The organism is Luteipulveratus mongoliensis, from assembly GCF_001190945.1.
GTDB classification, from domain to species: Bacteria; Actinomycetota; Actinomycetes; order Actinomycetales; family Dermatophilaceae; genus Luteipulveratus; species Luteipulveratus mongoliensis.
Genome location: NZ_CP011112.1, coordinates 3,231,890 through 3,254,138 on the forward strand (window position 1 = coordinate 3,231,890; position 22,249 = coordinate 3,254,138).

General features: G+C 68.7%; 18 protein-coding genes. 7 read left to right on the forward strand and 11 right to left on the reverse strand.

Annotation, left to right across the window (positions count from 1 at the left end; genetic code table 11):
• Nucleotides 1-48: 48 nt before the first annotated feature.
• Complete coding sequence (gene gcvP / locus VV02_RS15390; protein WP_052592826.1) at nucleotides 49-2,931, forward strand: aminomethyl-transferring glycine dehydrogenase; 2,883 nt, start codon at nucleotides 49-51, stop codon at nucleotides 2,929-2,931.
• Between the two features lie 6 nt (nucleotides 2,932-2,937).
• On the opposite strand, the gene VV02_RS15395 is transcribed toward gcvP, so the two are convergent.
• The 7 genes from VV02_RS15395 to VV02_RS15425 all read right to left on the reverse strand — a co-directional run bounded on the left by VV02_RS15395 (nucleotide 2,938) and on the right by VV02_RS15425 (nucleotide 13,497).
• Nucleotides 2,938-4,155 (reverse strand): pyridoxal phosphate-dependent aminotransferase, encoded by a 1,218-nt coding sequence (locus VV02_RS15395; RefSeq protein WP_052592829.1) that lies wholly within the window; start codon nucleotides 4,153-4,155, stop codon nucleotides 2,938-2,940.
• 64 nt (nucleotides 4,156-4,219) lie between these two features.
• Complete coding sequence (locus VV02_RS15400) at nucleotides 4,220-5,383, reverse strand: serine hydrolase domain-containing protein (RefSeq protein ID WP_169787698.1); 1,164 nt, start codon at nucleotides 5,381-5,383, stop codon at nucleotides 4,220-4,222.
• 210 nt (nucleotides 5,384-5,593) lie between these two features.
• Nucleotides 5,594-6,550, reverse strand: coding sequence for a GNAT family N-acetyltransferase (locus VV02_RS15405; protein ID WP_052592833.1), 957 nt, complete (start codon nucleotides 6,548-6,550; stop codon nucleotides 5,594-5,596).
• Between the two features lie 150 nt (nucleotides 6,551-6,700).
• Nucleotides 6,701-9,832, reverse strand: a complete 3,132-nt coding sequence (locus tag VV02_RS15410; RefSeq protein ID WP_083450202.1) for an AAA family ATPase — start codon at nucleotides 9,830-9,832, stop codon at nucleotides 6,701-6,703.
• A complete protein-coding gene (locus VV02_RS15415; RefSeq protein ID WP_052592838.1) occupies nucleotides 9,829-11,010 on the reverse strand; it encodes an exonuclease SbcCD subunit D in 1,182 nt (393 codons plus the stop codon). The genes VV02_RS15410 and VV02_RS15415 overlap by 4 nt, the downstream gene beginning before the upstream one ends.
• 247 nt (nucleotides 11,011-11,257) lie before the next feature.
• On the reverse strand, nucleotides 11,258-11,929 hold the full coding sequence (locus VV02_RS15420) for a response regulator (RefSeq protein ID WP_052592839.1): 672 nt from the start codon (nucleotides 11,927-11,929) through the stop codon (nucleotides 11,258-11,260).
• Nucleotides 11,926-13,497, reverse strand: coding sequence for a sensor histidine kinase (locus tag VV02_RS15425; RefSeq protein WP_052592842.1), 1,572 nt, complete (start codon nucleotides 13,495-13,497; stop codon nucleotides 11,926-11,928). The genes VV02_RS15420 and VV02_RS15425 overlap by 4 nt, the downstream gene beginning before the upstream one ends.
• Nucleotides 13,498-13,621: 124 nt before the next feature.
• On the opposite strand from VV02_RS15425, the gene VV02_RS15430 reads away from it, so the two are divergent.
• On the forward strand, nucleotides 13,622-14,986 hold the full coding sequence (locus VV02_RS15430; RefSeq protein WP_052592844.1) for a cation:dicarboxylate symporter family transporter: 1,365 nt from the start codon (nucleotides 13,622-13,624) through the stop codon (nucleotides 14,984-14,986).
• 615 nt (nucleotides 14,987-15,601) lie between these two features.
• The gene (locus VV02_RS15440; protein ID WP_052592848.1) at nucleotides 15,602-17,086 is read left to right on the forward strand and encodes a glutamate-cysteine ligase family protein; all 1,485 of its coding nucleotides are present in this window, start codon (nucleotides 15,602-15,604) and stop codon (nucleotides 17,084-17,086) included.
• Between the two features lie 33 nt (nucleotides 17,087-17,119).
• On the opposite strand, the gene VV02_RS15445 is transcribed toward VV02_RS15440, so the two are convergent.
• Nucleotides 17,120-17,728, reverse strand: coding sequence for a histidine phosphatase family protein (locus tag VV02_RS15445; RefSeq protein ID WP_052592850.1), 609 nt, complete (start codon nucleotides 17,726-17,728; stop codon nucleotides 17,120-17,122).
• 70 nt (nucleotides 17,729-17,798) lie between these two features.
• Between VV02_RS15445 and VV02_RS15450 the strand changes: the two genes are divergently transcribed.
• On the forward strand, nucleotides 17,799-18,230 hold the full coding sequence (locus VV02_RS15450; protein ID WP_052592852.1) for an OsmC family protein: 432 nt from the start codon (nucleotides 17,799-17,801) through the stop codon (nucleotides 18,228-18,230).
• A gap of 155 nt (nucleotides 18,231-18,385) precedes the next feature.
• Nucleotides 18,386-18,832 (forward strand): SRPBCC domain-containing protein, encoded by a 447-nt coding sequence (locus tag VV02_RS15455; protein ID WP_052592854.1) that lies wholly within the window; start codon nucleotides 18,386-18,388, stop codon nucleotides 18,830-18,832.
• Nucleotides 18,833-18,835: 3 nt separating this feature from the next.
• Here VV02_RS15455 and VV02_RS15460 read toward each other — a convergent pair whose 3' ends face one another.
• Nucleotides 18,836-19,477, reverse strand: a complete 642-nt coding sequence (locus VV02_RS15460) for an N-acetyltransferase (protein WP_218917420.1) — start codon at nucleotides 19,475-19,477, stop codon at nucleotides 18,836-18,838.
• 63 nt (nucleotides 19,478-19,540) lie between these two features.
• Here VV02_RS15460 and VV02_RS15465 point away from each other — a divergent pair, with 63 nt between their 5' ends.
• On the forward strand, nucleotides 19,541-20,161 hold the full coding sequence (locus VV02_RS15465) for an L-threonylcarbamoyladenylate synthase (RefSeq protein WP_052592858.1): 621 nt from the start codon (nucleotides 19,541-19,543) through the stop codon (nucleotides 20,159-20,161).
• 32 nt (nucleotides 20,162-20,193) lie between these two features.
• Entirely contained in the window at nucleotides 20,194-20,997 is an 804-nt protein-coding gene (locus VV02_RS15470) for a 2-phosphosulfolactate phosphatase (protein WP_052592860.1), read from the forward strand.
• Nucleotides 20,998-21,007: 10 nt separating this feature from the next.
• Here the strand turns inward: VV02_RS15470 and VV02_RS26055 are convergent, their stop codons facing one another.
• Nucleotides 21,008-21,115 carry a DUF2200 family protein gene (locus tag VV02_RS26055; protein ID WP_083450203.1) on the reverse strand — a complete coding sequence of 36 codons (108 nt, stop codon included), beginning with the start codon at nucleotides 21,113-21,115 and terminating at the stop codon, nucleotides 21,008-21,010.
• Entirely contained in the window at nucleotides 21,112-22,209 is a 1,098-nt protein-coding gene (locus VV02_RS15475) for a calcium:cation antiporter (RefSeq protein WP_052592863.1), read from the reverse strand. Before VV02_RS15475 ends, VV02_RS26055 begins: the two co-directional genes overlap by 4 nt.
• Between the last annotated feature and the right edge of the window lie 40 nt (nucleotides 22,210-22,249).

The following is a 22,249-nucleotide window of genomic DNA, read 5'->3' on the forward strand; positions in this document are numbered from 1 at the left end:
CCCGCCCGTGCAGCAGGCACGCGCGGCCGCCTCACCACCGGGAGTGTCATGACCCACGCGCCACAGCACCACACCCCTGACTTCGTCGGCCGACACATCGGCCCCTCGGACGACGACGTATCGGCCATGCTCAAGCTGATCGGCCAGGCGAGCATGGGCGGACTGGTCGAGCAGGCCATCCCGGGCCTGATCCGCGCCACTGCCGCGCTTGACCTGCAGGCCGCCGAGTCCGAGCCGGCCGTGATCGCCGAGCTGCGCGCGAAGGCTGACCGCAACACCGTGCTGCGCTCGATGATCGGGCTCGGCTACTACGGCACCCACACGCCGCCGGTGGTACGCCGCAACATCCTTGAGAACCCTGCCTGGTACACCGCCTATACGCCCTACCAGCCGGAGATCTCCCAGGGCCGGCTCGAGGCGCTGCTCAACTTCCAGACCGTGGTCAGCGACCTGACCGGGCTGCCGACCGCCGGCGCGTCCCTGCTGGACGAGTCCACCGCGGTCGCCGAGGCCATGACGCTCATGCGGCGGGGGAGCAAGGCCGCCAAGGACGCGGTCCTGCTGGTCGACGCTCAGGTGATGCCGCAGTCGATCGCGGTCACCCAGACCCGCGCCGTGCCTCTGGGGATCGACATTGTCGTCGCCGATCTGACCGGGGTCGCCGATGAGGCTGCACTGACGGCCGCCGCCGACGGACGCGCGGTCTTCGGCGTCGTCGTCCAGTATCCGGGTGCCGACGGCGCCATCCACGACTGGTCCGGTCTGGCGCAGGCTGCGCACGCCGCGGGAGCCCTGGTCACGGCCGCCGCCGATCTGCTCGCCCTCACCCTCCTCACGTCCCCTGCGTCATGGGGCGCCGACATCGCGGTCGGCACCACGCAGCGTTTCGGTGTGCCGATGGGCTTCGGTGGCCCGCACGCCGGCTACATGAGCGTGCGCGCCGGACTTGAGCGCACCATGCCCGGCCGCCTCGTCGGCGTGAGCGTCGACGTCGACGGAGCACCGGCGTACCGCCTGGCTCTGCAGACCCGTGAGCAGCACATCCGTCGTGAGAAGGCGACGTCCAACATCTGTACTGCCCAGGTGCTGCTGGCCGTCATGGCTTCGATGTACGCCGTCTGGCACGGACCCGACGGTCTGTCACGTATTGCGCGGGAGACCCACGCCAAGGCGGTCGCGCTGCACGACTCCCTGCACGCGGCCGGTATCGAGACCACAACCGAGCACTACTTCGACACCCTGACCGCGATCGTCCCGGGGCGGGCAGATGCTGTCGTCGAGGCCGCGGTCGAGCACGGCGTCAACATCTGGCGGGTGGACGCCGACCACGTGTCGCTCAGCGTGGACGAGACCACCACGGCCGACGATCTGCACGCCGTCGCCTCGGCCTTCGGGGTCAACATCCCGGAGCCGCAGGACGGTGAGCCGACCTGGCCGGCCGAGCTCCGTCGTACGGACGACTTCCTCACCCACCCGGTCTTCCACAGCCACCACAGCGAGACCGCGATGCTGCGCTACCTGCGCGCGCTGTCCGACCGGGACTACGCGCTGGACCGCGGCATGATCCCGCTCGGCTCCTGCACCATGAAGCTCAATGCCACCACCGAGATGGAGTCGGTGACCTGGCCGGAGTTCGCCAACCTGCACCCGTTCGCGCCGGCCGACCAGACCGTCGGCATCCGTGAGCTGATCACCGATCTCGAGCAGTGGCTGTGCGACATCACGGGTTATGACTCGGTGTCATTGCAGCCCAACGCCGGTTCGCAGGGCGAGCTCGCCGGGCTGCTGGCGATCCACGCCTACCACCAGGCCAATGGTGACTCCGACCGCAACATCTGCCTGATTCCGGCGTCCGCGCACGGGACCAACGCGGCCAGTGCGGTGATGGCCGGCCTCAAGGTCATCGTCGTCAAGACCGCTCCGACCGGCGAGGTCGACATGGAGGACCTCAAGCAGAAGATCAAGGAGCACGGCGAGAGCCTCGCGGCGATCATGGTGACCTACCCGTCGACGCACGGCGTCTTCGAGGACACCATCACCGATCTCTGCTCGCTGGTGCACGAGGCGGGCGGTCAGGTCTACGTCGACGGCGCCAACCTCAACGCGCTCGTCGGGCTGGCTCAGCCGGGCACCTTCGGCGGCGACGTGTCGCACCTCAACCTCCACAAGACGTTCTGCATCCCGCACGGCGGCGGCGGTCCGGGTGTCGGCCCGGTCGCGGTGCGCGCTCACCTCGCGCCCTACCTGCCCAATCACCCGTTCTCCGAGGAGGCCGGGCCGCAGACCGGCGTCGGTCCGATCTCCGCGGCCCCGTTCGGCTCGGCGTCGATCCTGCCGATCTCGTGGGCGTACGTCCGCCTCATGGGTGGGGCGGGTCTGACCCAGGCGACCGAGACCGCGATCCTGTCGGCCAACTACATCGCCACGCGCCTGCGCAAGCACTTCCCGGTGCTGTACGCCGGCGAGAACGGCCTGGTCGCGCACGAGTGCATCCTGGACCTTCGCGGTCTGACGAAGGAGTCAGGCGTCACCGTCGACGACGTCGCCAAGCGGCTCATCGACTACGGCTTCCACGCGCCGACGATGTCGTTCCCGGTGGCCGGCACGCTGATGGTCGAGCCGACGGAGAGCGAGGACCTCGGCGAGATCGACCGCTTCTGCGAGGCGATGATCGCCATCCGCGGCGAGATCCAGCAGGTCATTGACGGCAAGGTCGACGTCGCGGACAGTGTGCTCCGGCACGCGCCGCACACGGCCATCTCGTTGACGACCGAGTGGGACCACCCCTACACCCGCGCCGAGGCGGCGTACCCGTCCGGTGTCGACCCGCTGCGCAAGTACTGGGCGCCGGTCCGACGGATCGACGGCGCGTACGGCGATCGCAACCTGGTCTGCTCCTGCCCCTCACCCGAGGCGTACGACGAGTCCTGACGATCGTCAGGTGCGGAGGGTGGCGAGGTAGTCGCCGATGCGGTTGATCGCCTCGGTGAGGTCCTCGACGCGGGGGAGAGTGACCAGCCGGAAGTGGTCGGTACCGGGCCAGTTGAACCCGGTGCCGTGGGTGATCAGGATCCGAGTGGCGCGCAAGAGGTTGATCGCGAACTTCTCGTCGTCGTCGATCGTGTAGACGTCCGGGTCGAGGCGAGGGAAGCAGTAGAGAGCGCCCATCGGCATCACGCAGCTCACCCCGGGGATCTGCGTCAGCAGGCGGTGGGCGACATCGCGCTGCTCGAGCAGCCGACCGCCCGGCAGGAGGAGCTGCTCGACGGACTGCGTGCCACCGAGTGCGGTCTGAATCGCATGCTGGGCGGGCACATTGGCGCACATCCGCATGTTGGCCAGCAGCGTTAGGCCCTCGAGGAAGTTCTCCGCACGGAAGCGCGGGCCGGTGACGACGACCCAGCCGCTACGGAAGCCGGCGACTCGGTACGCCTTGGACAGGCCACTGAACGTCAGGCACAGCACGTCGTCGCCCGCGTAGGTCGCCGTGTGGTGGTGCACGGCGCCGTCGAAGAGGATCTTCTCGTAGATCTCGTCGGACAGCAGGACCAGGTCGTGCTTGCGAGCCAGCTCGACGAACCCCTTGATGATGTCGGGGGAGTAGACCGCGCCCGTGGGGTTGTTGGGGTTGATCAGCACCAGCGCCTTGGTGCGCTCGGTGATCTTGGACTCGATGTCGGCGAGGTCAGGGTTCCAGCCGTTGTCCTCGTCGCAGATGTAGTGCACGGGCCGTCCGCCCGCGAGGCTCACCGCACCGGTCCACAAGGGATAGTCCGGTGCGGGGATGAGGATCTCGTCGTCGTTGTCCACGAAGGCCTGCAGGACCAGCGAGATCATCTCGCTCACCCCATTGCCGATGTAGACGTCATCGACGCCGACATCGGCAAGGCCCTCCTCCTGGTAGTACTGCGCCACGGCGGTCCGCGCGGAAAAGATGCCGCGCGAATCGGAGTAGCCCTGCGCGGTCGGCAGGTTGCGGATCATGTCCTGGAGGATCGCGTCCGGCGCCTCGAATCCGAACGGTGCCGGGTTGCCGATGTTGAGCTTGAGGATGCGGTGCCCCTCAGCCTCCATCCGCTCGGCCTCGACGAGGATCGCTCCGCGGACGTCGTACCGGACGTTCTGCAGCTTCGAGGACTGGGTGATGGGGCGCACGAAGCCAAGCGTGGCACACCGCGTGCCAGCGTCCAGGCGTTGTCCGAGGTACGACGCCGAACGGCTAGGCGGACGGGCAGAAGATGGTCTCGACGGCCTTGCCCATGGCCTGGGCCGCCTCGGCGGGGTCCTTGACGCTCAAGGTGGCCGACATCGAGAGCTGACGACGCCCGTCATCTGAGTAGATAGTCAAGGTGAAGTAGCCGGCGGTGGACCCGCCCAGGACGTTGAAATCGCTGCCGCAGTCGCTGCGACCTTGGGCCTGGTAGGGGTGATGTGGCACCGGCTCAGTGATGACTCGCTGGAGCTCCGGCGGCAGCAGCCTGCCTTGGTTGAAGGCCCGTTGGAAGGCGCTCATGTCGTGCGCGGTGGAGATCACCCCTCCGGCTCCCGTGCCGAAGCTGGCGTTGAACCGGTCGACGTCGCGCAGCCTGCCGTCACCGTCGGGGTAGTAGCCGTGGCCGTGCGGCCCCTTGATGCCCTCCGGCGGCTTGACGGCAAGGTAGGTCTTGGTCATCCCGAGTGGACCGAACAGCTGCCGGTGCAGCACCGTGGCAAGGCTGTTGCCGGTCACCCGCTCGATGATCAGGCCGAGGAGGGTGTAGTTGGTGTTCGAGTAGGAGAACTTCTCGCCCGGCTCGCCGGTCCGTGGCCGATCGCGGCTCCACTTCACCAGCTCGAGTGGCCGGTAGTAGGTCGTGAAGTCGAAGGGGTCGAATGAGATGTCTCCCTCGGTCCCGTCGGGCTTGGGCTCATCGGCGTACCAGTCAGGAATGCCGGAGGTGTGCTGGATCATCTGCCGCACCGTGATGTCGTCGGCCCGTGTCACCAGATCCTTCTTCGCCACCACCGGCAGCACATCACTGAGCTTGTCGTCCACGCTCAGCTTGCCCTCGTTGACCAGCTGCAGCACCGCAGTGGCCACCATCTCCTTGGTCTGGGACCCGATCCGGAAGCGAGAGTCTGCCGGGATCTTGCCGCCCTTGCCGCCCAGCAACCGAGTGCCGCCACTGGCCAAGCCGATCGGCTTCCCGTCGACGTATGCTCCGCCCACAGCCCCGACGACCCCGGGAACTCTGGCCAGCTCGTCCATCGCCTTCTGCACGTTGTCGACCCGCGCCGTTGCAGCGGTGGCGCTGGCAGGTCCCGCCTGAGCCACCATGAGCATGGCGATACCGGCAGCCAGACCGGCCGTTCCCAGCCGCGGACGAACGTTCTTGTACGACACGACGCACTCCTCTTCGTGGTCACCTTCCGAAGCCGCGACAGCGCGGCCTCGCCATGAACCGCTGTGGTCCATGGCTCCACTGAAGACGGAGCATGGTTGCGGTGCCGTATCCGTTTTTCGATACGCCCGCCATATGGCCGGGACCGGGGCATGTCCGAGGACGACCCCGCGGGCTGCCTACATCGCAGCCACGCGGGATCGTACGACGGCCTATCGCAGGACGTAGTCCAGGCGGGTCTGGATCTGCGGGAAGGCGACCGACCCGAAGGCCGCAGCCATCGGCACGTTGGTGACATCGGTGTCCGCGATGATCTCCTCGACGCCCGCTTCGCTCAGCCGCGTCGTCATCGCTGTCGTCAGCTGCGCGGCGTAGCCGTGACCACGGTGATCAGGGTGCACACCGACGAAGGACACGGACCCGCGCGGCGTGCCGTCCCAGGACGATCCGACCACGAGGCCGACGTCGTGCCCGTCAGGATCAACCGCGAGGAAGAACGACTCGATGCCGTCCGCCTTGAGCATGAAGGTGAGCTCTTCGTCCGACACCTCCTGCACCGTGTGGCGTTGCAGTCCGTCGACGTGGTGAGCGTCGAGCGAGCCCTCCAGAACAGCCAAGTGCATCGCCCGCAGCCGAGGGTCGTCGAGCGATGACACCGGATCGAGTCGCAACCGGGTCGGCGTCGGCGACCACGTGTCATCCGCAGGTCGCAGGGCATAGTTGCGCCGCTGCACCAGTGGCGCAAACCCCGCCGCCTCCACGGCGGTCACGACGGGTACGACGTCCGCGAGCTCCGTCGGCACATCACTCGGCGGGGTGAAGACGATCAGCGCGAGCTCGTCGAGCGCGTGTTCGTCGCGCATCGTCTCCGCCGCGTGGCGCAGCAGCTCGACCCCGGCCTCTGGCCGGTCGGACGGAAGGTCCATCACGTCGATGACCTCAGGTGCTTCGCGTCCCTGTCCGGCCACGAGACCGACCTGATGGCCTTGATCGTCGAGGGCCGCGAATGTGTAAGCGGGAGAACGAAGTCCGCGATCCAGCCCGAACTGCGCGTAGCCCTCGGAGAAGTAGCGGTGGTTGGACGGGGAGTCGATGCGGGCCGTCGCGTGGGACCACAGCTCGATCACGTGTGCGTCGTCCGTGGCACGGACGATGGTGATGTCAGACATTGCGCCTTCCTTTCGGGGAAGGTCAGGCGCTCTTTCGGTGAGGGAGAGCGCGAGTGCGTGAGGCGAGCACGGCATCTCCTTTCGTCGTCGGTGCAAGACCGCCCGAACGTTACCGGCCGGACCGTCCGACCGTCATCCGCTTTTGCGACGTCAGGCGGCGGGCGCTCCGGCCAGGTGCACCCGCAGTGTGGAGCCCGACTCCGTCTTGGCCACCTCGATGCGCGCCGTGACCCGGTGGCGCAGCTCGGCGACGTGACTGACGATCCCCACGCTTCGCCCTCCGGCACGCAGGGTGTCGAGGACAGCCATCACCTGCTCGAGGCTCTGCTCGTCGAGCGAGCCGAAGCCCTCGTCGACGAAGAGGGTCTGCAGCTCCACGCCACCAGACTCCTGGCGGACCGCCTCCCCGAGGCCCAGAGCCAGCGACAGCGATGCCAGAAAGGCCTCGCCGCCGGACAGAGTGGCGGTGTCGCGGGTCTGACCGGTCCAGGCGTCGTGCACCACCAGGCCCAGGCCGCTGCGGAGCCCGCCCTTGACGCGAGCATCGGAGTGAGCCAGCTCGAACCGGCCGTCTGTCATCACCGTCAACCGCTCGTTGGCCAGCCGCGTGACCTCCTCGAGACGGGCGGCCAGCACGTAGGAGGACAGCCGCATCTTCTTGAGGTTGTCCCCACCGCCGTTGACCGTGTCCGCGATCGAGGTGACCGCACGCAGCTCGGCCTCACGCGGTCGCCACGCCGCCAACGCCGCGAGCAGGTCGCGGCTGACCACGTCGAGCCGAGCAGCCGCTCGCTGTGACGTGGCCATCGTGGCGTGTGCCTCGCGCGCTCGCTGCGCCGCCGCCGTGGCCGCGTGCTGCACCTGCTCGAGGTCCGGGCGTTCCTGCTCGCGGGCGGCCACCACCGCTGGCTGTTCGAGAACCGCAAGGGATCGCTCCCGCGCTGTCTGATGAGTGTCGATCTGCTGCTGCAGCTGCTCGACTCTCGCCTGATCACGCCATGCCGCCGATGCCAGCTGCGCGTCGGCGAATCCGTGCTCGTCGAGCAACGTCGCCAGATCGTCGGTGGCACGGGTGGCAGCGTCCTGGGCGCTCGTCAGTCTCGCCTCGGCTCGACGAGCAGCGAGTACGCCGGCACTCACCTGATCATGCCGGCGTCGGCTCTGGTCCCAGGCGCGCGCGTGGGCCTCGAGCGTCGACTCATCATCTGCCTGCTCGTGGGCGCGCGACCTCCACATCTCGCAGGGACAGTCGGCGCGGTGCTCCCGCTCCAGGGTCTCAAGCCTGAGGAGCAGGTCGGCCAGTCGAGCCGAAGCTGCGTCCTGAGCGGCCTGCAGGACCGCGTGCTGTCGTTCGTGCTCCTCGCGCCGTGCATCGACCGCGGCGACCTGCGCCACCGTCGTACGCCGTTCGCTCACCAGCTCGGCCAGCCGCAGCTCGGCCGCCCGCGCCGTCTCGACCTGCGCGGTGATCTCGTCGAGGAGGATCGTGAGCCGGTCCGGGGTCGGAGCATCCTCAGGCGCGCCGTCAGCGCCGAGCTCGAGATCGAGACGAACGCAGGACTCGGCCAGGGCGTCCTCGGCCGACGTCACCGCAGCGTCCGCGACCGCGACCCGTGCCGTGACGTCTCGCAGCCGCAGTCCGGCTGCGGTCGCGCGCTCCTCGGCCTCGTCGAGAGTGTCCTCGGAGACGTCCAGCAGGGTCAGACGGGCCGGGTCAGGGTGCTCGGGCGAGCCGCATACCGGACACGGTGCGCCGTCATCGAGACCGTCGGCCAGAGTCGCGGCAAGGTGCTCCAGGCGTACGGTCCGCAACCTCAGCACGTCACGCTCGGCGGACGCGAACGAGGCGGTCGCCTCGGCGGCCACAGCCCGTGTGGACCCCAGGGCCACTCGTGCCGTCGTGACCTGGTCGCGTCGTTGCTCAGCCTGTCGCACCTGCTCGAGCCGAGCCTCAGCAGCCGCCCGCGTCGCGGCGTCTCGCTGGGCGACCTCGAGCTGTGCCTCCAACGCGTCCACGCGTCGGCGGGCACGCTCCAAGAGCTCGTGATGCTGCGCCTGCGCAGCCGTCACCCGCGTCAACGCCTGTGCCGCCTGGGCAACCTCGGCGCCTGCGGACCGGGCCTGTCGCACCAGCCCGACGCCCTCCCGAAGACGGTCGCTGCCGAGCCTCAGCGCCTCCTCGTGCTCGGCGTCGATGGCACCGGCACGTGGCGCGATGTGGGCCAGGGCAGCCAGCGCACTCTCGTGGTCCGCGTGAACCTGCTGCAGCTCTTGCGTGGCGCGACCAGCTGACCGGCGGCTGGGCTCGACCTGGGCCGCGCGTCGGGCGCGCGCCAGCTCGCCCCTGCACGCGTCGAGGTCGGCGGCGCGCTGATCGAGCCGATCGAGGTCGGCCTGCGCGCGCTGTGCCTGCTGCTGCAGGTCGAAGGTCTGGCGAGCCCGAACCAACAGCTCCCGGTCCCGATCTGCGGCCGCGTCAGCGCGGGACGCCGCCGCCATCGCGGCGTCCGCTGCTGCTGAGGCCGCACTCCGCTCACGGCGCAGAGCTTCAGGGATCTGAGCGTGCTCGAGCTCGCTCCACGCCACGGTCTCCTCGTCCTGGGGAGCGAGCTCACTGAGCACGGACTCCAGGACGCGCAGCTCGGTGGTGACGCGGGTACGGGCGTCCTGGGCTGCCGACGTTGCGTCGCGACGGCGTCCGGCCAGCCATTCCTCGAGGTCAGCGAATCGCTGGACGTCGAAGAGCCGACGCAGCACCGCACCCCGCTCGTCCGGCCGTGCCTGCAAGAAGGCCGCGAACTGACCCTGGGGGAGCAGCACGACCTGAGCGAACTGATCCAGTCCCATCCCGAGTGCCTGCTCGATCACGTCGCCGACCTCATCGAGCCGGGTGCTCACACCGGACCATCGACCGCCGACCTGCTCCTGCAGGACGACCTTGGCCTGGCGACGGGTGAGTCCGGCGCCGCGCTTCTTGGGCGCCCGGTGCTCGGGGGAGCGTTCGATCCGCAGCCGTCGCCCGCCGACCGTCGCCTCGAGCGTCACGGTCGGCACCGCACCAGCGCCCGCATGATCGCTGCGCAGGCTCTCGCGCTGCCCGTGCCGCGAGCCGGGGAGCTGGCCGAACAGTGCGAAGCAGACTGCGTCGAGGATCGTGGTCTTGCCCGCGCCGGTGGGGCCGTGGATCAGGTGCACGCCCTGCTCGGACAGCGCGTCGAAGTCGATGGTCTCGACGCCGGGGAACGGACCGAATGCCTCGATTCGCAACCAGTGCAACCTCATGCGACCCCGCTCCGCCCGACGGAGACGTCGCCGACCTCGCCTTCGTCATCCCGACGCCGCCGGGCCACGGTGGACTCGGCGAGCGCGCTCGCGAAGACCTCACGCTCCTCGTCCGACGCCGGCGCACCCTCACGGACGTGCTCCAGGAAGTCGCAGCACACGTCGATGTCAGAGCGGCCACGCGTCCGCTGCGCGTAGCTGCGCGCCGCGATCTGGTCGGTCGGACCGTCGAAGAGCAGCTGGAGCGTGTGCGGGAACCGAGACCGGACGCGCTCCATGGCCCCGAGCGGTCGCACCGGATCGGTCAGCGTGACCTGGCACCAGCCCGTCTCAGCCGGCGCGTACGTCGGCCCGGCGAGGAGGTCGTCGAGATTGCCGCGCAACCGGTGCAGCTGCCGCTCGACCGGTGCCTCGACGAAGGTGAAGGAGGGCTCGGCACCGTCCAGGTCGACCAGCCACGAACCCTTGACGTGGCCGGTCTCGCTGAACGACATGGCCACCGGCGACCCGCTGTAGCGGACGTGCTCGCGCGGCTGCTGGGCACCGTGCAGATGGCCGAGGGCGACGTAGTCGACCCCGTCGAACACCTCGACCGGCACCGCGCCCATGCCTCCGACACTGATGTCGCGCTCGGACTCCGAGGTCGTGGCACCGGTGACGAACGCATGAGCCATCACGACCGACTGACCGCCTCGCGAGCGCTGGTCAGTCGTGACCCGCGACATCACGGCGCGCAGCACCGCCGCGTGGGTCCGGTCTTGGCAGCCCAGCTCGTCGGCGACCAGGGAGGGCTCGAGGAACGGGATCGGGTAGACGTGCGTGTCGCCCAGGGTGACGGGCGTGCCGACCGACTCCAGCGTCGTACGGATGTGCAGGCCGGCGCGCTCGAGCACTCGGGAAGCGAAACCCAGCCGGGTGGCCGAGTCGTGGTTGCCGCTCGAGAGGATCACCGCGGCGCCCGCGTCCAGGAGTCGTACGACCGCGTCGTCGAGCAGGGCGACCGTGTCTGGGCTGGGCAGCGCACGGTCGTAGATGTCGCCGGAGACGAGGACGGCGTCGATCTGCTCCTGCCGCACGACATCGACCAGATGGTCCAGATAGCGCCCCTGGGCACCGAGCAGCCCGACCCCGTGGAACGACCGTCCCAGGTGCCAGTCGGAGGTGTGGATCAGGCGCACACTCGCAGGCTAGGAGAGTCCACCGACACTGTCGGGGAGCCTGGTCGGCGAGCCTTCGAACGACGGACGATGTCCAGCCCCCAGGTTGCCCGACCGGCCGGAAGGCCACTTACCGACCGGTCGGACAAGGGGTGACGCCTGGACGGCGTCAGGATGCGATGTAACCGGGTCCCATTGGAGCCGTTGGCGCCGCGCTGTGGTGGCACCACAGTGCACTGGCACTTACGGCCCGTTGCGCGGTCACGGACTACGAGCTGCGGTACTCCACGTGCGGCCGTCCCGAGCCGCCGTGTCGCGTCGACCGATCGACCTGCCCGGCGTCGGCGAGGTACTCCAGGTAGCGACGAGCCGTCACTCGTGACGTCCCGATCCGGTCCGCGACCTCGGATGCCGTACGCGCCTGGTCTGACCCACCGAGGAGCTGTCGAACCTTGACGAGCGTCTCGGCGCTGAGACCCTTGGGGAGTGCCACCTCACGACGGGGACGCATCGCGTCGAACACCGCGTCGACGGCGGTCTGGTCGACCGATGCCGTGGTCTCCAGCGCTGACCGGAAGTCGGCGTACTGCCGCAGCTTGGCCTCCAGCATCGCCGCCGTGAACGGTTTGAGCAGGTAGCCGACGACGCCCTGGGAGGCGGCCTGTCGTACGACGTCGGCGTCGCGCGCCGAGGTGACCGCGATGACATGGCTGGGGTGGGCGGTCGCCCGCAGCTGGCGCAGCAGGTCCAGGCCGTGGCCGTCGGGCAGCTGCATGTCCAGCAGCACCAGGTCGACCTGGTGGGCACCGAGCGCGCGGACCGCATCGGCGAAGGTACCGGCGACGTCGACCACCTCGAAGCCGGCCATCCGTTCGACGAACGTGCGATGCGCACGCGCTGCGACCGGCTCGTCCTCGACGACGAGCACGTGCACGGTCATGGCGTACGCCTCGCCGGGACGCGGACCGTCAGCCGCGCTCCACCGAGCGTGCTGCGCCCGACCTCGGTGGAGCCCTCGTGCCGGCGCACCACCTGCCCGACGAGCGCCAAACCGACACCGCGCCCGCGCGCCTGGGTATCCGGCTTGCTGGTCCAGCCGGGTTCGAAGATCTGGTCCCGGTGCTCGGGGGCGATCCCAGGTCCGCTGTCATCGACGGCAACCATCAGTCCGTCGTCCTCGGACTTCACCAGCACTTGTACGACCGCCTCGGCAGTGCCCTGGGCCGCGTCGATGGCGTTGTCGAGCAGGTTGCCGACGACCGTCACCAGGTCGTGCGCGGACAGACTCGTGTGCGTCACCGAGCTGTCCGGGTCGACGACCAGCGCTACGCCACGTTCCTGGGCCTGACTCGACTTGCCGAGGAGGAGCGCCGACAGGACCGGCTCCTGGACGGCCCCGACGACGTCATCGGTCAACCGCCGGGCCAGGTCGAGCTCGTCCGTCGCAAACGCGACAGCCTCCTCTGTCTCACCCATCTCGACCAACGACACCATCGTGTGCAGGCGATTGGCCGCCTCGTGGTTCTGCGCTCGCAGTGCCGCCGCCATGCCACGGACGGTGTCGAGCTCGGCCGTGACCTCCTGCAGCTCGGTGCGGTCACGCAATGTCACGACCGACCCCACGACCCGGTCGTTCCACCGCGCGGGCGCCCGGTTGACCAGTAGCACCCGGTCCCCGACCACGACCGGCAGGTCGTGCAGCTCGGGTCCGGTGTCCGGCGTGACGAGCCCGAGCTCGGCCAGCGTCTTGCCGTCGTACGACTCAGGCAGGTCGAGCAGCCGCCGCGCCTCGTCATTGGCGAGGGTGACCCGATCGTCGTGTCCGAGGAGGACGAGTCCTTCACGGACCGCACGCAGCACGGCGTCGTAGTACTCGTACATGCGGGTGATCTCGACCTCGCCGAGCCCGTGCGTCTGACGACGAAGGCGTCGCCCGACCAGCCACGCGCCCACCAGACCGAGCGCTCCGAGCCCTGCCGCGACGAGCAAAACGGCCGGAAGGGCTTCCCAGACCTTGTGATTCACCTGCTGCAAGGTGATCCCGACCGACACAAGAGCGACCACCCGGTCGCCGGACCGCACGGGTACGACGGCGCGCACCGACGGCCCGAGCGTGCCGCTGTAGGTCTCGGTCACCTCGCCACCGCGCAACGCGGGTCCGGTCGATCCGCGGAAGTGGCCACCCAGCTGACTCGGGTCGGGGTGGGAGTACCGCACACCGTTCGTGCTCATGACCACCACGAAGTCCGTCCCTGTCGCGTGACGGACCCGCTCGGCGTACGGCTGCAGTGTCTTGCTCGGATCGGCGTCGCCGAGAGCGCGGGTCACGTCGGGGGCGGACGCCACCGTGCGGGACACCTCCAGCGCACGGTCGCGAGCAACGTCGTACGCGTCCCGGCGCGCGTCGTACCAGGCCAGGCCCACGCCGAGAGCCACCACGAGGAGCACGACAGCGAGGTGCCACACGAGCATCTGCGCCGCGATCGCGCGGGGCCGGCGTACTGCCATGTCCGGATTGTGCACGACCGAGCGGATGAGCAGCGGGCGTGACCGGGATCACGAACACTACGAACACAAGTGTGATGGGCGTCACGTGCGGCTCCAAACTCGGAAACGGACCCGAGGAGGAGCCATGACCATTGCCGCCGAGCCGCAGCCGAAGCAGCAACCCAAGGATCGAACGCACTACCTATACCTGTCCGTCATCGTCGCCGTGGTGCTCGCCATCGCCGTCGGACTGCTCGCACCAGACATCGCCGTCGAGCTGAAGCCGCTGGGCACCGGCTTCGTCAACCTGATCAAGATGATGATCAGCCCGATCATCTTCTGCACGATCGTGCTGGGCATCGGCTCCGTACGTTCAGCCGCCCAGGTCGGCAAGATCGGCGGACTCACCCTGGGCTACTTCCTGGTGATGTCGTTCGTAGCGCTCGCCATCGGACTCGGGGTCGGCAACCTCCTGCACCCCGGCGACGGGCTGAACATCACGGCGGACGTGGCCAAGGCCGGCGCCAAGCAGGTGAAGGAGCAGGAGAGCCTGCCGGACTTCCTGCTCGGCATCATCCCGGACACGATGGTCTCGGCGTTCACCTCGGGTGAGGTTCTCCAGACGCTGGTCGTCGCGCTGCTGGTCGGGTTCGCACTCCAGGCGATGGGCCGTCCGGCCGAGCCCGTGCTGCGTGCCATCGGATCGATCCAGAAGGTCGTCTTCCGGATCCTGAAGATGATCATGTGGGCCGCGCCTGTTGGCGCCTTCGGTGCCATGGCTGCCGTCGTCGGCGAGACCGGTGTCGATGCGCTCAAGAGCCTGGCAGTCATCATGTTCGGCTTCTACGCAACCTGTGCGGTGTTCATCTTCGTCATCCTGGCGACCGTGCTGAGAGTCGTCGCCGGAGTCAGCATCCTGCTCCTGCTCAAGTACCTCGCGCGTGAGTTCCTGCTGATCGTGTCGACGTCGTCGTCTGAGTCGGCGTTTCCACGGCTGCTCGCCAAAATGGAGCACGCCGGCGTCGAACGGCCGACTGTCGGCGTCGTCGTCCCGACCGGCTACTCGTTCAACCTGGACGGCACGATGATCTACCTGACGATGGCGTCACTGTTCCTCGCCTCGGCGATGGGCGACCCGCTGTCGCTGGGTGAGCAGATCTCGCTCCTGCTCTTCATGATGATCGCCTCCAAGGGCGCGGCCGGTGTCACCGGCGCGGGCCTGGCCACGTTGGCCGGTGGCCTGAACGCGCATCGTCCCGAGCTCGTCGACGGCGTCGGCCTCATCGTCGGAATCGACCGGTTCATGTCCGAGGCGCGGGCGGTGACCAACTTCACCGGCAACGCGGTGGCGACCATCGTCATCGGGTCCTGGACCGGCACGGTCGACAAGGAGCGCCTTGACAACGTCCTAGCCGGGCGTCTGCCGTTCGACGAGAACCTCTTGCTCGACGAGGACGACGAGCACGCACCCGAGGATCGGACGGACGAGCCCGCGCTCGCGAACCGCTGACGGCCCAAGGCGCCGCGGTGAGGGTGATCCCTCACCGCGGCGCCCTTGTGTCCGGGGTTAGATACCGAGGGAGAGATGGATTGAGCGATCGAGGACAGCGACCGAAGAATGAACTCCGCAGCCCCAAGCCCCCAACCGACGAGTAACGCGCCCGCGCCAATCCTCGGTGTGGACTTCGGCAGAGTCATACAGGGCGGACCGGACCTATCCGGCCGCGCTGCTGACACGGACTTCCTCGATATGCCGCTACACGAAGCGATCGAATGCCCCGCGAGCCCCGCAGCAACCTGCGGTTCTGCCGCCAACGCGCCGACAAGGCCATCCATTGTCGTGAGATCGGGATATCTCACATGATCGACGACCGACTCGACGTACACCAGGCGATCAGAGACATCGTGCCCAACCGCTATCTCTTTGGCCCGCAGTATCAGCAGATACCAACATGGGTCATACACGCGAGAACGTGGAAAGAGCTCGGAGCCGCCATCCTCAGCGACACGTAGGCAGACTCGGACGGAGACAACTTCCGGGACACGCGAGCCTCCGCGGAGCCGCATACCGAACCTGCACTCCCGAACCAGTGACACGGCGGGCGGCGCTGTGGTGAGGTGAGGCATGGGTGAGGACGTCAGCAGCACGTCGTACACACGCGAAGAGCGACAGCGCTATCGCGAGAAGGTCCGTCAGGACCTCGACGTCTTCGAACGCATGCTCACCACCAGCAGCTTCGAGTTCGACCGCCCGCTCACCGGCATGGAGATCGAGCTCAACCTGGTCGACGCGGCCTATGAGCCGACGATGACCAACGCCGAGGTGCTGGCCAAGATCGCCGATCCGGACTACCAGACCGAGCTCGGGCAGTACAACATCGAGCTCAACGTCGACCCGCGTCCGCTGCCCGGCACGGCCGCGCTCGATCTGGAGAGCGACCTGCGCGAGAGCCTCAACCGCGCCGAGAAGCTCGCCAACGAGACCGGCGCACACATCGTCGCGATCGGCATCCTCCCGACGCTGATGCCCGAGCACTTCCACCCCGAGTGGATGAGCGCCAACGCGCGTTACCAAGCGCTCAATGAGGCGATCTTCGCCGCCCGGGGCGAGGACCTGTGGATCGACATCGAGGGGCCCGGGGGAGAGCAGCTCGCGACGTACGCCGACTCCATCGCGCCCGAGTCGGCGTGCACGTCGGTGCAGCTGCACCTGCAGGTCCAGCCGAGCGAGTTCGCCGCGCACTGGAACGCTGCTCAGGCGCTGTCCTCAGTCCAGCTGGCCATCGGAGCCAACTCACCGTTCTTCTTCGGCAAGCAGCTGTGGCACGAGAGTCGCGTCGAGCTCTTCCAGCAGGCGACCGACACCCGCTCCATCGAGCTCAAGAACCAAGGCGTACGCCCCCGCGTGTGGTTCGGCGAGCGCTGGATCACCTCGATCTTCGACCTGTTCGAGGAGAACGTCCGCTACTTCCCGTCCCTCCTGCCGGAGACGAGCGACGAGGATCCGGTCGCCCTGCTGGAGGCCGGCAAGGCGCCGCAGCTGTCCGAGCTGCGGCTGCACAACGGCACGGTCTATCGCTGGAACCGCCCGATCTACGACATCGTCAAGGGCCGGCCGCACCTGCGCGTCGAGAACCGTGTCCTGCCGGCCGGGCCGACGATCGTGGACTGCCTGGCCAACTCGGCGTTCTACTACGGAGTGGTCCGAATGCTCGCGGAGAGCGACCGACCGGTCTGGACCAGGATGAGCTTTGCCGCGGCCGAGGAGAACTTCCGGCAGGGCGCGCGGCGCGGTATCGACGCCCGCGTCTACTGGCCGGGCTACGGCGAGGTGCCGGCGGACGAGCTCGTGCTGCGTCATCTGCTGCCCATGGCCCACGAGGGCCTGCAGCGTTGGGGCGTGGCGTCGGAGGTCAGCGACCGCTACCTCGGCGTGCTGGAGGCGCGCTGCCGCCAGGAGATGAACGGCGCCTCGTGGCAGATCAAGTGCGTCGAGCGTCTCGAGGCGAGGGGCAAGGACCGGATGACCGCCCTGCACGGAATGCTCGAGCGCTACATCGAGGGTATGCACAGCAACGAGCCCGTCCACACCTGGCCACTGCCCAAGTAGCCGAAACACGTTGGTGCTAAAAGCGTCTCGACCTCAGGTGACGCGGTTCCAGACGTCGATGGTCGGTACGCCGTGGTGCTCACCGAGAGCGCTCACCGAGCCGGCGTCCAGCGACAGCTTCGCGCCGAACCTTGGCTGCTCGCGCAGCCAGACCGTGCTCAGGATGCGGAGCAGGTGTCCGTGGGCGACCAGGACGACGTCACCGCGGTGCAGATCTGGCCAGACCCGTCGGAGCACGTGGCTGGCGCGCGCCGCAACATCCTCGACCGTCTCGCCGGGAGTCTTGCCGGCGACCACACCGTGCCGGAAGATCTCCCACTTGTAACCCAGCTGCTCGCGGATCTGGGGGGTGGTGAGGCCCTCGTACGCGCCGTAGTCCCACTCACGCAGGTCGTCGTCGAGCTGGTAGTCGGTCAGCCCGGCGAGCTCAGCCGTACGCCGGGCGCGAGTCATGGGGGAGACGTAGGCCGCCACGATGTCGTACGCCTTCAGCAGGCCCGCGGTCTCGCGCGCCGCAGCCTCGCCGACGGGCGTGAGAGGGATGTCCGTGGTGCCGGTGTGCTGGCCCGACTTGCTCCACTCGGTCTCACCGTGGCGTAGCAGGACGAGGCGGCCTTGCGGGAAGGCTGGTTCGGCGCTCACAGGACGGAGGCTACTGGAGTGATGGAGCGCAGTCGCGAGCGTCAGGAGCGCCGGTGGCAGGCTTGGCCGTATGACGACCCAGAGCCCCCATCGTTCGATCAGCCTCGCGCGCGACTCCGCAGGACGGTTCACCGCGACCAACGCCCGCGGCGGCACCCTCTCGTTCGGCAGTGGAGCCGACGACGACTTCACCCCCGTGGAGCTGCTGCTGACCGCCATCGCCGGCTGCTCGGCCATCGACGTCGACATCCTGACGACCCGCCGCTCAGAGCCGGCGACGTTCACCGTCACCGCCGAGGGCGACAAGCTGCGTGATGACCAGGGCAACCACATGGGTCCGATCACGGTCACCTTCGACGTCACGTTCCCGGAGGGCGAGGAAGGCGACGCCGCTCGCACGGTGCTCCCGGACGCGGCCCGCCAGTCGCATGAGCGCCTGTGCACGGTGACCCGCACGGTGCTGCTGCCGACCGACGTGACGACCACCGTCGTACCGCACTGACAGCGGCCAGCGCCCAGCGCCCAGCGCTGAGGCGGGCGCCTCGTTGTCCACATCCCACGCCGAGCGCGGGTGGATTTCCACAACCGGAAATCAGCTCGCGACTCCGGCTCTTCGCATGCACAGACTTGTCGCGGAGCCGGGGAGAGGGGTGGGGCGTGCCTGCCAGCGATGTTGTTCTGTCCTACGACCTGCCGGCGTCAGCCCGACAGGCGTTCATGCTGTACGTCGACCGGATCGGTCTGTGGTGGCCAGGCACATATACCGCGGATCCCGCCACCTACGCCGGCGTCGTCATCGAGCCGCGCGTCGGAGGCCGCGTCCTCGCGCGCTACAACAACCGTCACGCCGACGAGTGGGGTCGGGTCACGCGTCTCGAGATGGGCGCTTCGTTGGAGCACACGTTCACGCTGGCGCACGCCAGTCGGGTCGCCAGTCTGGTGAGCGTCTCCTTCGCCGACCACGACACCGGCTCGCGGATGTCCTTCCGACACGGTGGCTGGACCGAAGACAACAAGCTGGACCGCCACCGGTTCAACGACTGGCCGCTGATCCTGTCCGGCTATGTCGACCTGGTGCGCGTCACCGTGCGACGCGCCTGCTGAGACTCATCGCACCCACAGCTGCACCGAGCCCACAGGCACGAAGCCGCATCGCAGGAAGGTGCGCAGCGCACGAGCGTTGCCCGGCGCGACGGCCGCGACCACAGGACCAGCGACGCCGACCACTGCAGCCTCGATGAGCTCACCGCCAGAAGGACCGCTGCCGTCGGCATCGACCTCCACACCGATCTCGGTCATGCCGGCCAGCCCACGACCCAGCGTCACCAGGCTGCCGCAGGACCTGTCTGTAGTCCCCAGGACCCGTAGGTCGTCGCGTACCCGTCCTGCGAAAGCCGCTCGCGGGTGTCCGGCCAGGTCGTCGCGCGGCACGAGGTGGACGGCGGGGTCGAGCGCCGCACTCGTGCGGACCAGGATCACATCGAGGCTGTCGATCCAGCCGTGCGGGCCGGCCAGCGCATGGATGACTCTGGGGTCGTGCGCGCCACCGAAGCCGTCCACTCCGAGCTCATGGAGGCGGCTGGGTGCGACGTCGTCGCGCACCGCGATGTAGGCGTGGCCGGTCAACGCCACGATGGCCTCGACACGGTCTGACCACGGGCTGGCCAGCTCCCACCCGCCGTCGACCGGCGGGAACCGGCCCTGTGCGGCAGCTTCCAGCACCGGCCCGAGCTGCACGGTTGGCGTCACGGCGAACAGACTCGCAGACCCCCTTGCTGGCATTGACCTGCGTCCTCCTCCTAGCGTGGCCCCATGGCGCGCTACCTGGATGTCCACCCGAAGGACCCGCAGCCGCGGCTCATCCGACAAGCTGCTGACCTGGTGCGAGAAGGCGGTCTCATCGCCTATCCGACGGACTCCTGCTTCGCTCTCGGCTGCCGCCTCGGCGACCCGGACGGCAAGGAACGGATCACCCGGATCCGGCAGCTCGACGACAAGCACCACTTCACGCTGGTGTGCCACGACTTCGCCCAGCTCGGTCAGCTGGTGCAGCTGGACAACTGGGTGTTCCGTGCGGTGAAGGCGGCGACGCCGGGCTCCTACACGTTCATCCTGCCGGCCACGGCGGAGGTCCCACGTCGGCTGCTGCACCCCAAGAAGCGGACGGTGGGGGTGCGGATCGTGGACCACCCGGTCGCCTGCGCCCTGCTCATCGAGCTCGGCGAGCCGCTGCTGTCGAGCACCCTGCTGCTGCCCGGCGAGGACGAGCCGCTCACCGACGGCTGGCAGATCAAGGACGCTCTGGACCACCAGATCGACGCGGTGCTCGACTCCGGCGAGTGCGGTCTGGAGCCGACGACCGTGGTCGACTTCTCCGGGGGGTTCGCGGACGTCGTACGCGTGGGCGCAGGAAACCCGGCGCCCTTCCAGTAACGCGCCGGTCGCCGCCCCTTAGGGTGTGGCCCATGGGGAGTGTTCATGGGCAGCAGGGCAGCAGGATCCGCTTCGATTGGGGGCCCGACGGGGCGGCCGAGATCGCGCACGGCGCATCGGTGGCGGTGGTCGTCGACGTCCTGAGTTTCACCACGACCCTGACGGTCGCGGTCGAGCTCGGCGCCGAGGTCTACCCCTATCCGTGGCGCGACGACACAGTCGCCGGCTTCGCCGAGGCGCGCGATGCGTCGTACGCCGTCGGCCGGTTCGAGGCGCGTGACTCCGGCCCGCTGGTCGCCGTGAGCCTGTCTCCGTCCAGCCTGCGCCACGCGTCTGGTCTGCAGCGGCTCGTGCTGCCCTCACCGAACGGGTCAACCATCAGTGCGCAGCTGCGCGACACGGGTGTGACGGTCGTGGGCGCCTCGTTCCGCAACCGTCACGCGGTCGCCCAGTGGCTCGCCGACCGGCTGGTCGAGCCAGCCGCCTCCATCGCCTTGGTCGCCTCCGGCGAGCGTTGGCCGCGCCACTCGCTGCGGCCTTGCGTCGAGGACCTCTGGGGCTGCGGCGCCGTGCTCTCGGCACTGCTCGGTATCCGCCCGGACCTACGTCGGGACCTCAGCCCAGAGGCACAGATGAGCGTGCACGCCTTCGATGCGGTGGTCCGTGACCTGCAGCCCGCACTGCTGGACTGCGCCAGCGGCCAGGAGCTGATCGAGGTGGGCTACCGCGACGACGTGGTGACTGCCGCTGAGCTCGACGTCAGCACCGTCGTTCCGGTGCTCAAGGGCGAGCGGTTCGTCGACGCCGTCGGACGGGGCGCCCAGCAGGCCTCCTGATCTGCCCGAGTCACTGGATGACCTGATCCAGGTCGGCCCTTATGCGTCCCTTCTTCTCCACCTTCGCGAGGTAGTGGGGATAGACCGACGCGACGCTGGTCGGGGAGATCCTGCTCACGGGTTGGCCGCCAAGAACACGAAGGCGGCCGCCAGCACGAGGTGAACCCCACCCTGCAGCCGTGTCGCCCGGCCGGGAACGATCGTCAGCACCGACACGGCCACGGTCATCGCGAGCAGCACCAGCTGGGTCGGCTCCAGACCGAGGTGCAGCGGCCCGTCGAGCCAGATGCTCGCCACAGCGATCACCGGGATTGTCAGCCCGATGCTTGCCATCGCCGAGCCGAGTGCGAGGTTGAGGCTCGTCTGCACCATGTTGCGACGGGCGGCGCGTACAGCGGCCAAGGTCTCGGGCAGCAGCACCAGCAGTGCGATGACCACGCCGACGAACGTGGGCGGCAGCCCGAGCGCATCGACACCGTCCTCGATCGACGGCGACGCCACCTTCGCCAGGCCGACGACACCGACCAACGACACGAGCAGCAAGCCCAGGCTGATCAGTGCCGTTCGGTCCGACGGCGGTTCGGCGTGTGTCTCGCTGTCCGGCTCAGGGGTGGCGTCGGGGACGACTGGCAGGAAGAAGTCACGGTGCTTCACGGTCTGGTTGAACACGAACAGCCCGTAGACCGCCAGCGATGCCACCGCCGCGAACGTCAGCTGGGACCCGGAGAACTCCGGCCCGGGAGCCGCGGTCGTGAAGGTCGGGAGTACCAGACACACGGTGGCGAGCGTGACGACACACGCCAGCGCGCTGCCCGTGCCCTCGGCGTTGAACGTCACCGTGTGGTGCCGCAACGACCCGACGAGCAACGCCAGCCCGACGATGCCGTTGCAGGTGATCATCACCGCTGCGAAGACCGTGTCCCGCGCCAGCGACTCGGAGTCCTTGCCACTGGCCATCAGTGTCACGATCAGCGCGACCTCGATGATCGTGACGGCGACCGCGAGGACAAGCGAGCCCATCGGCTCGCCGACCCGGTGCGCGACCACCTCGGCGTGATGCACCGCCGCGAGGACCGCTCCGACCAGCAGCACCGCCACCACCAGGACGACAACGATCGGCAGGTGTCGCCCCCAGGTGAGGGCGAGGCCGACGAGCGCTAGGACGGGGGCGGAGGTGGTCCATGTCAACGCAGCTGGTCTCTCTTGGGCCATGCCTTACCTTTTCATTCCTCGCAGGTGCCGCCGCGCACCG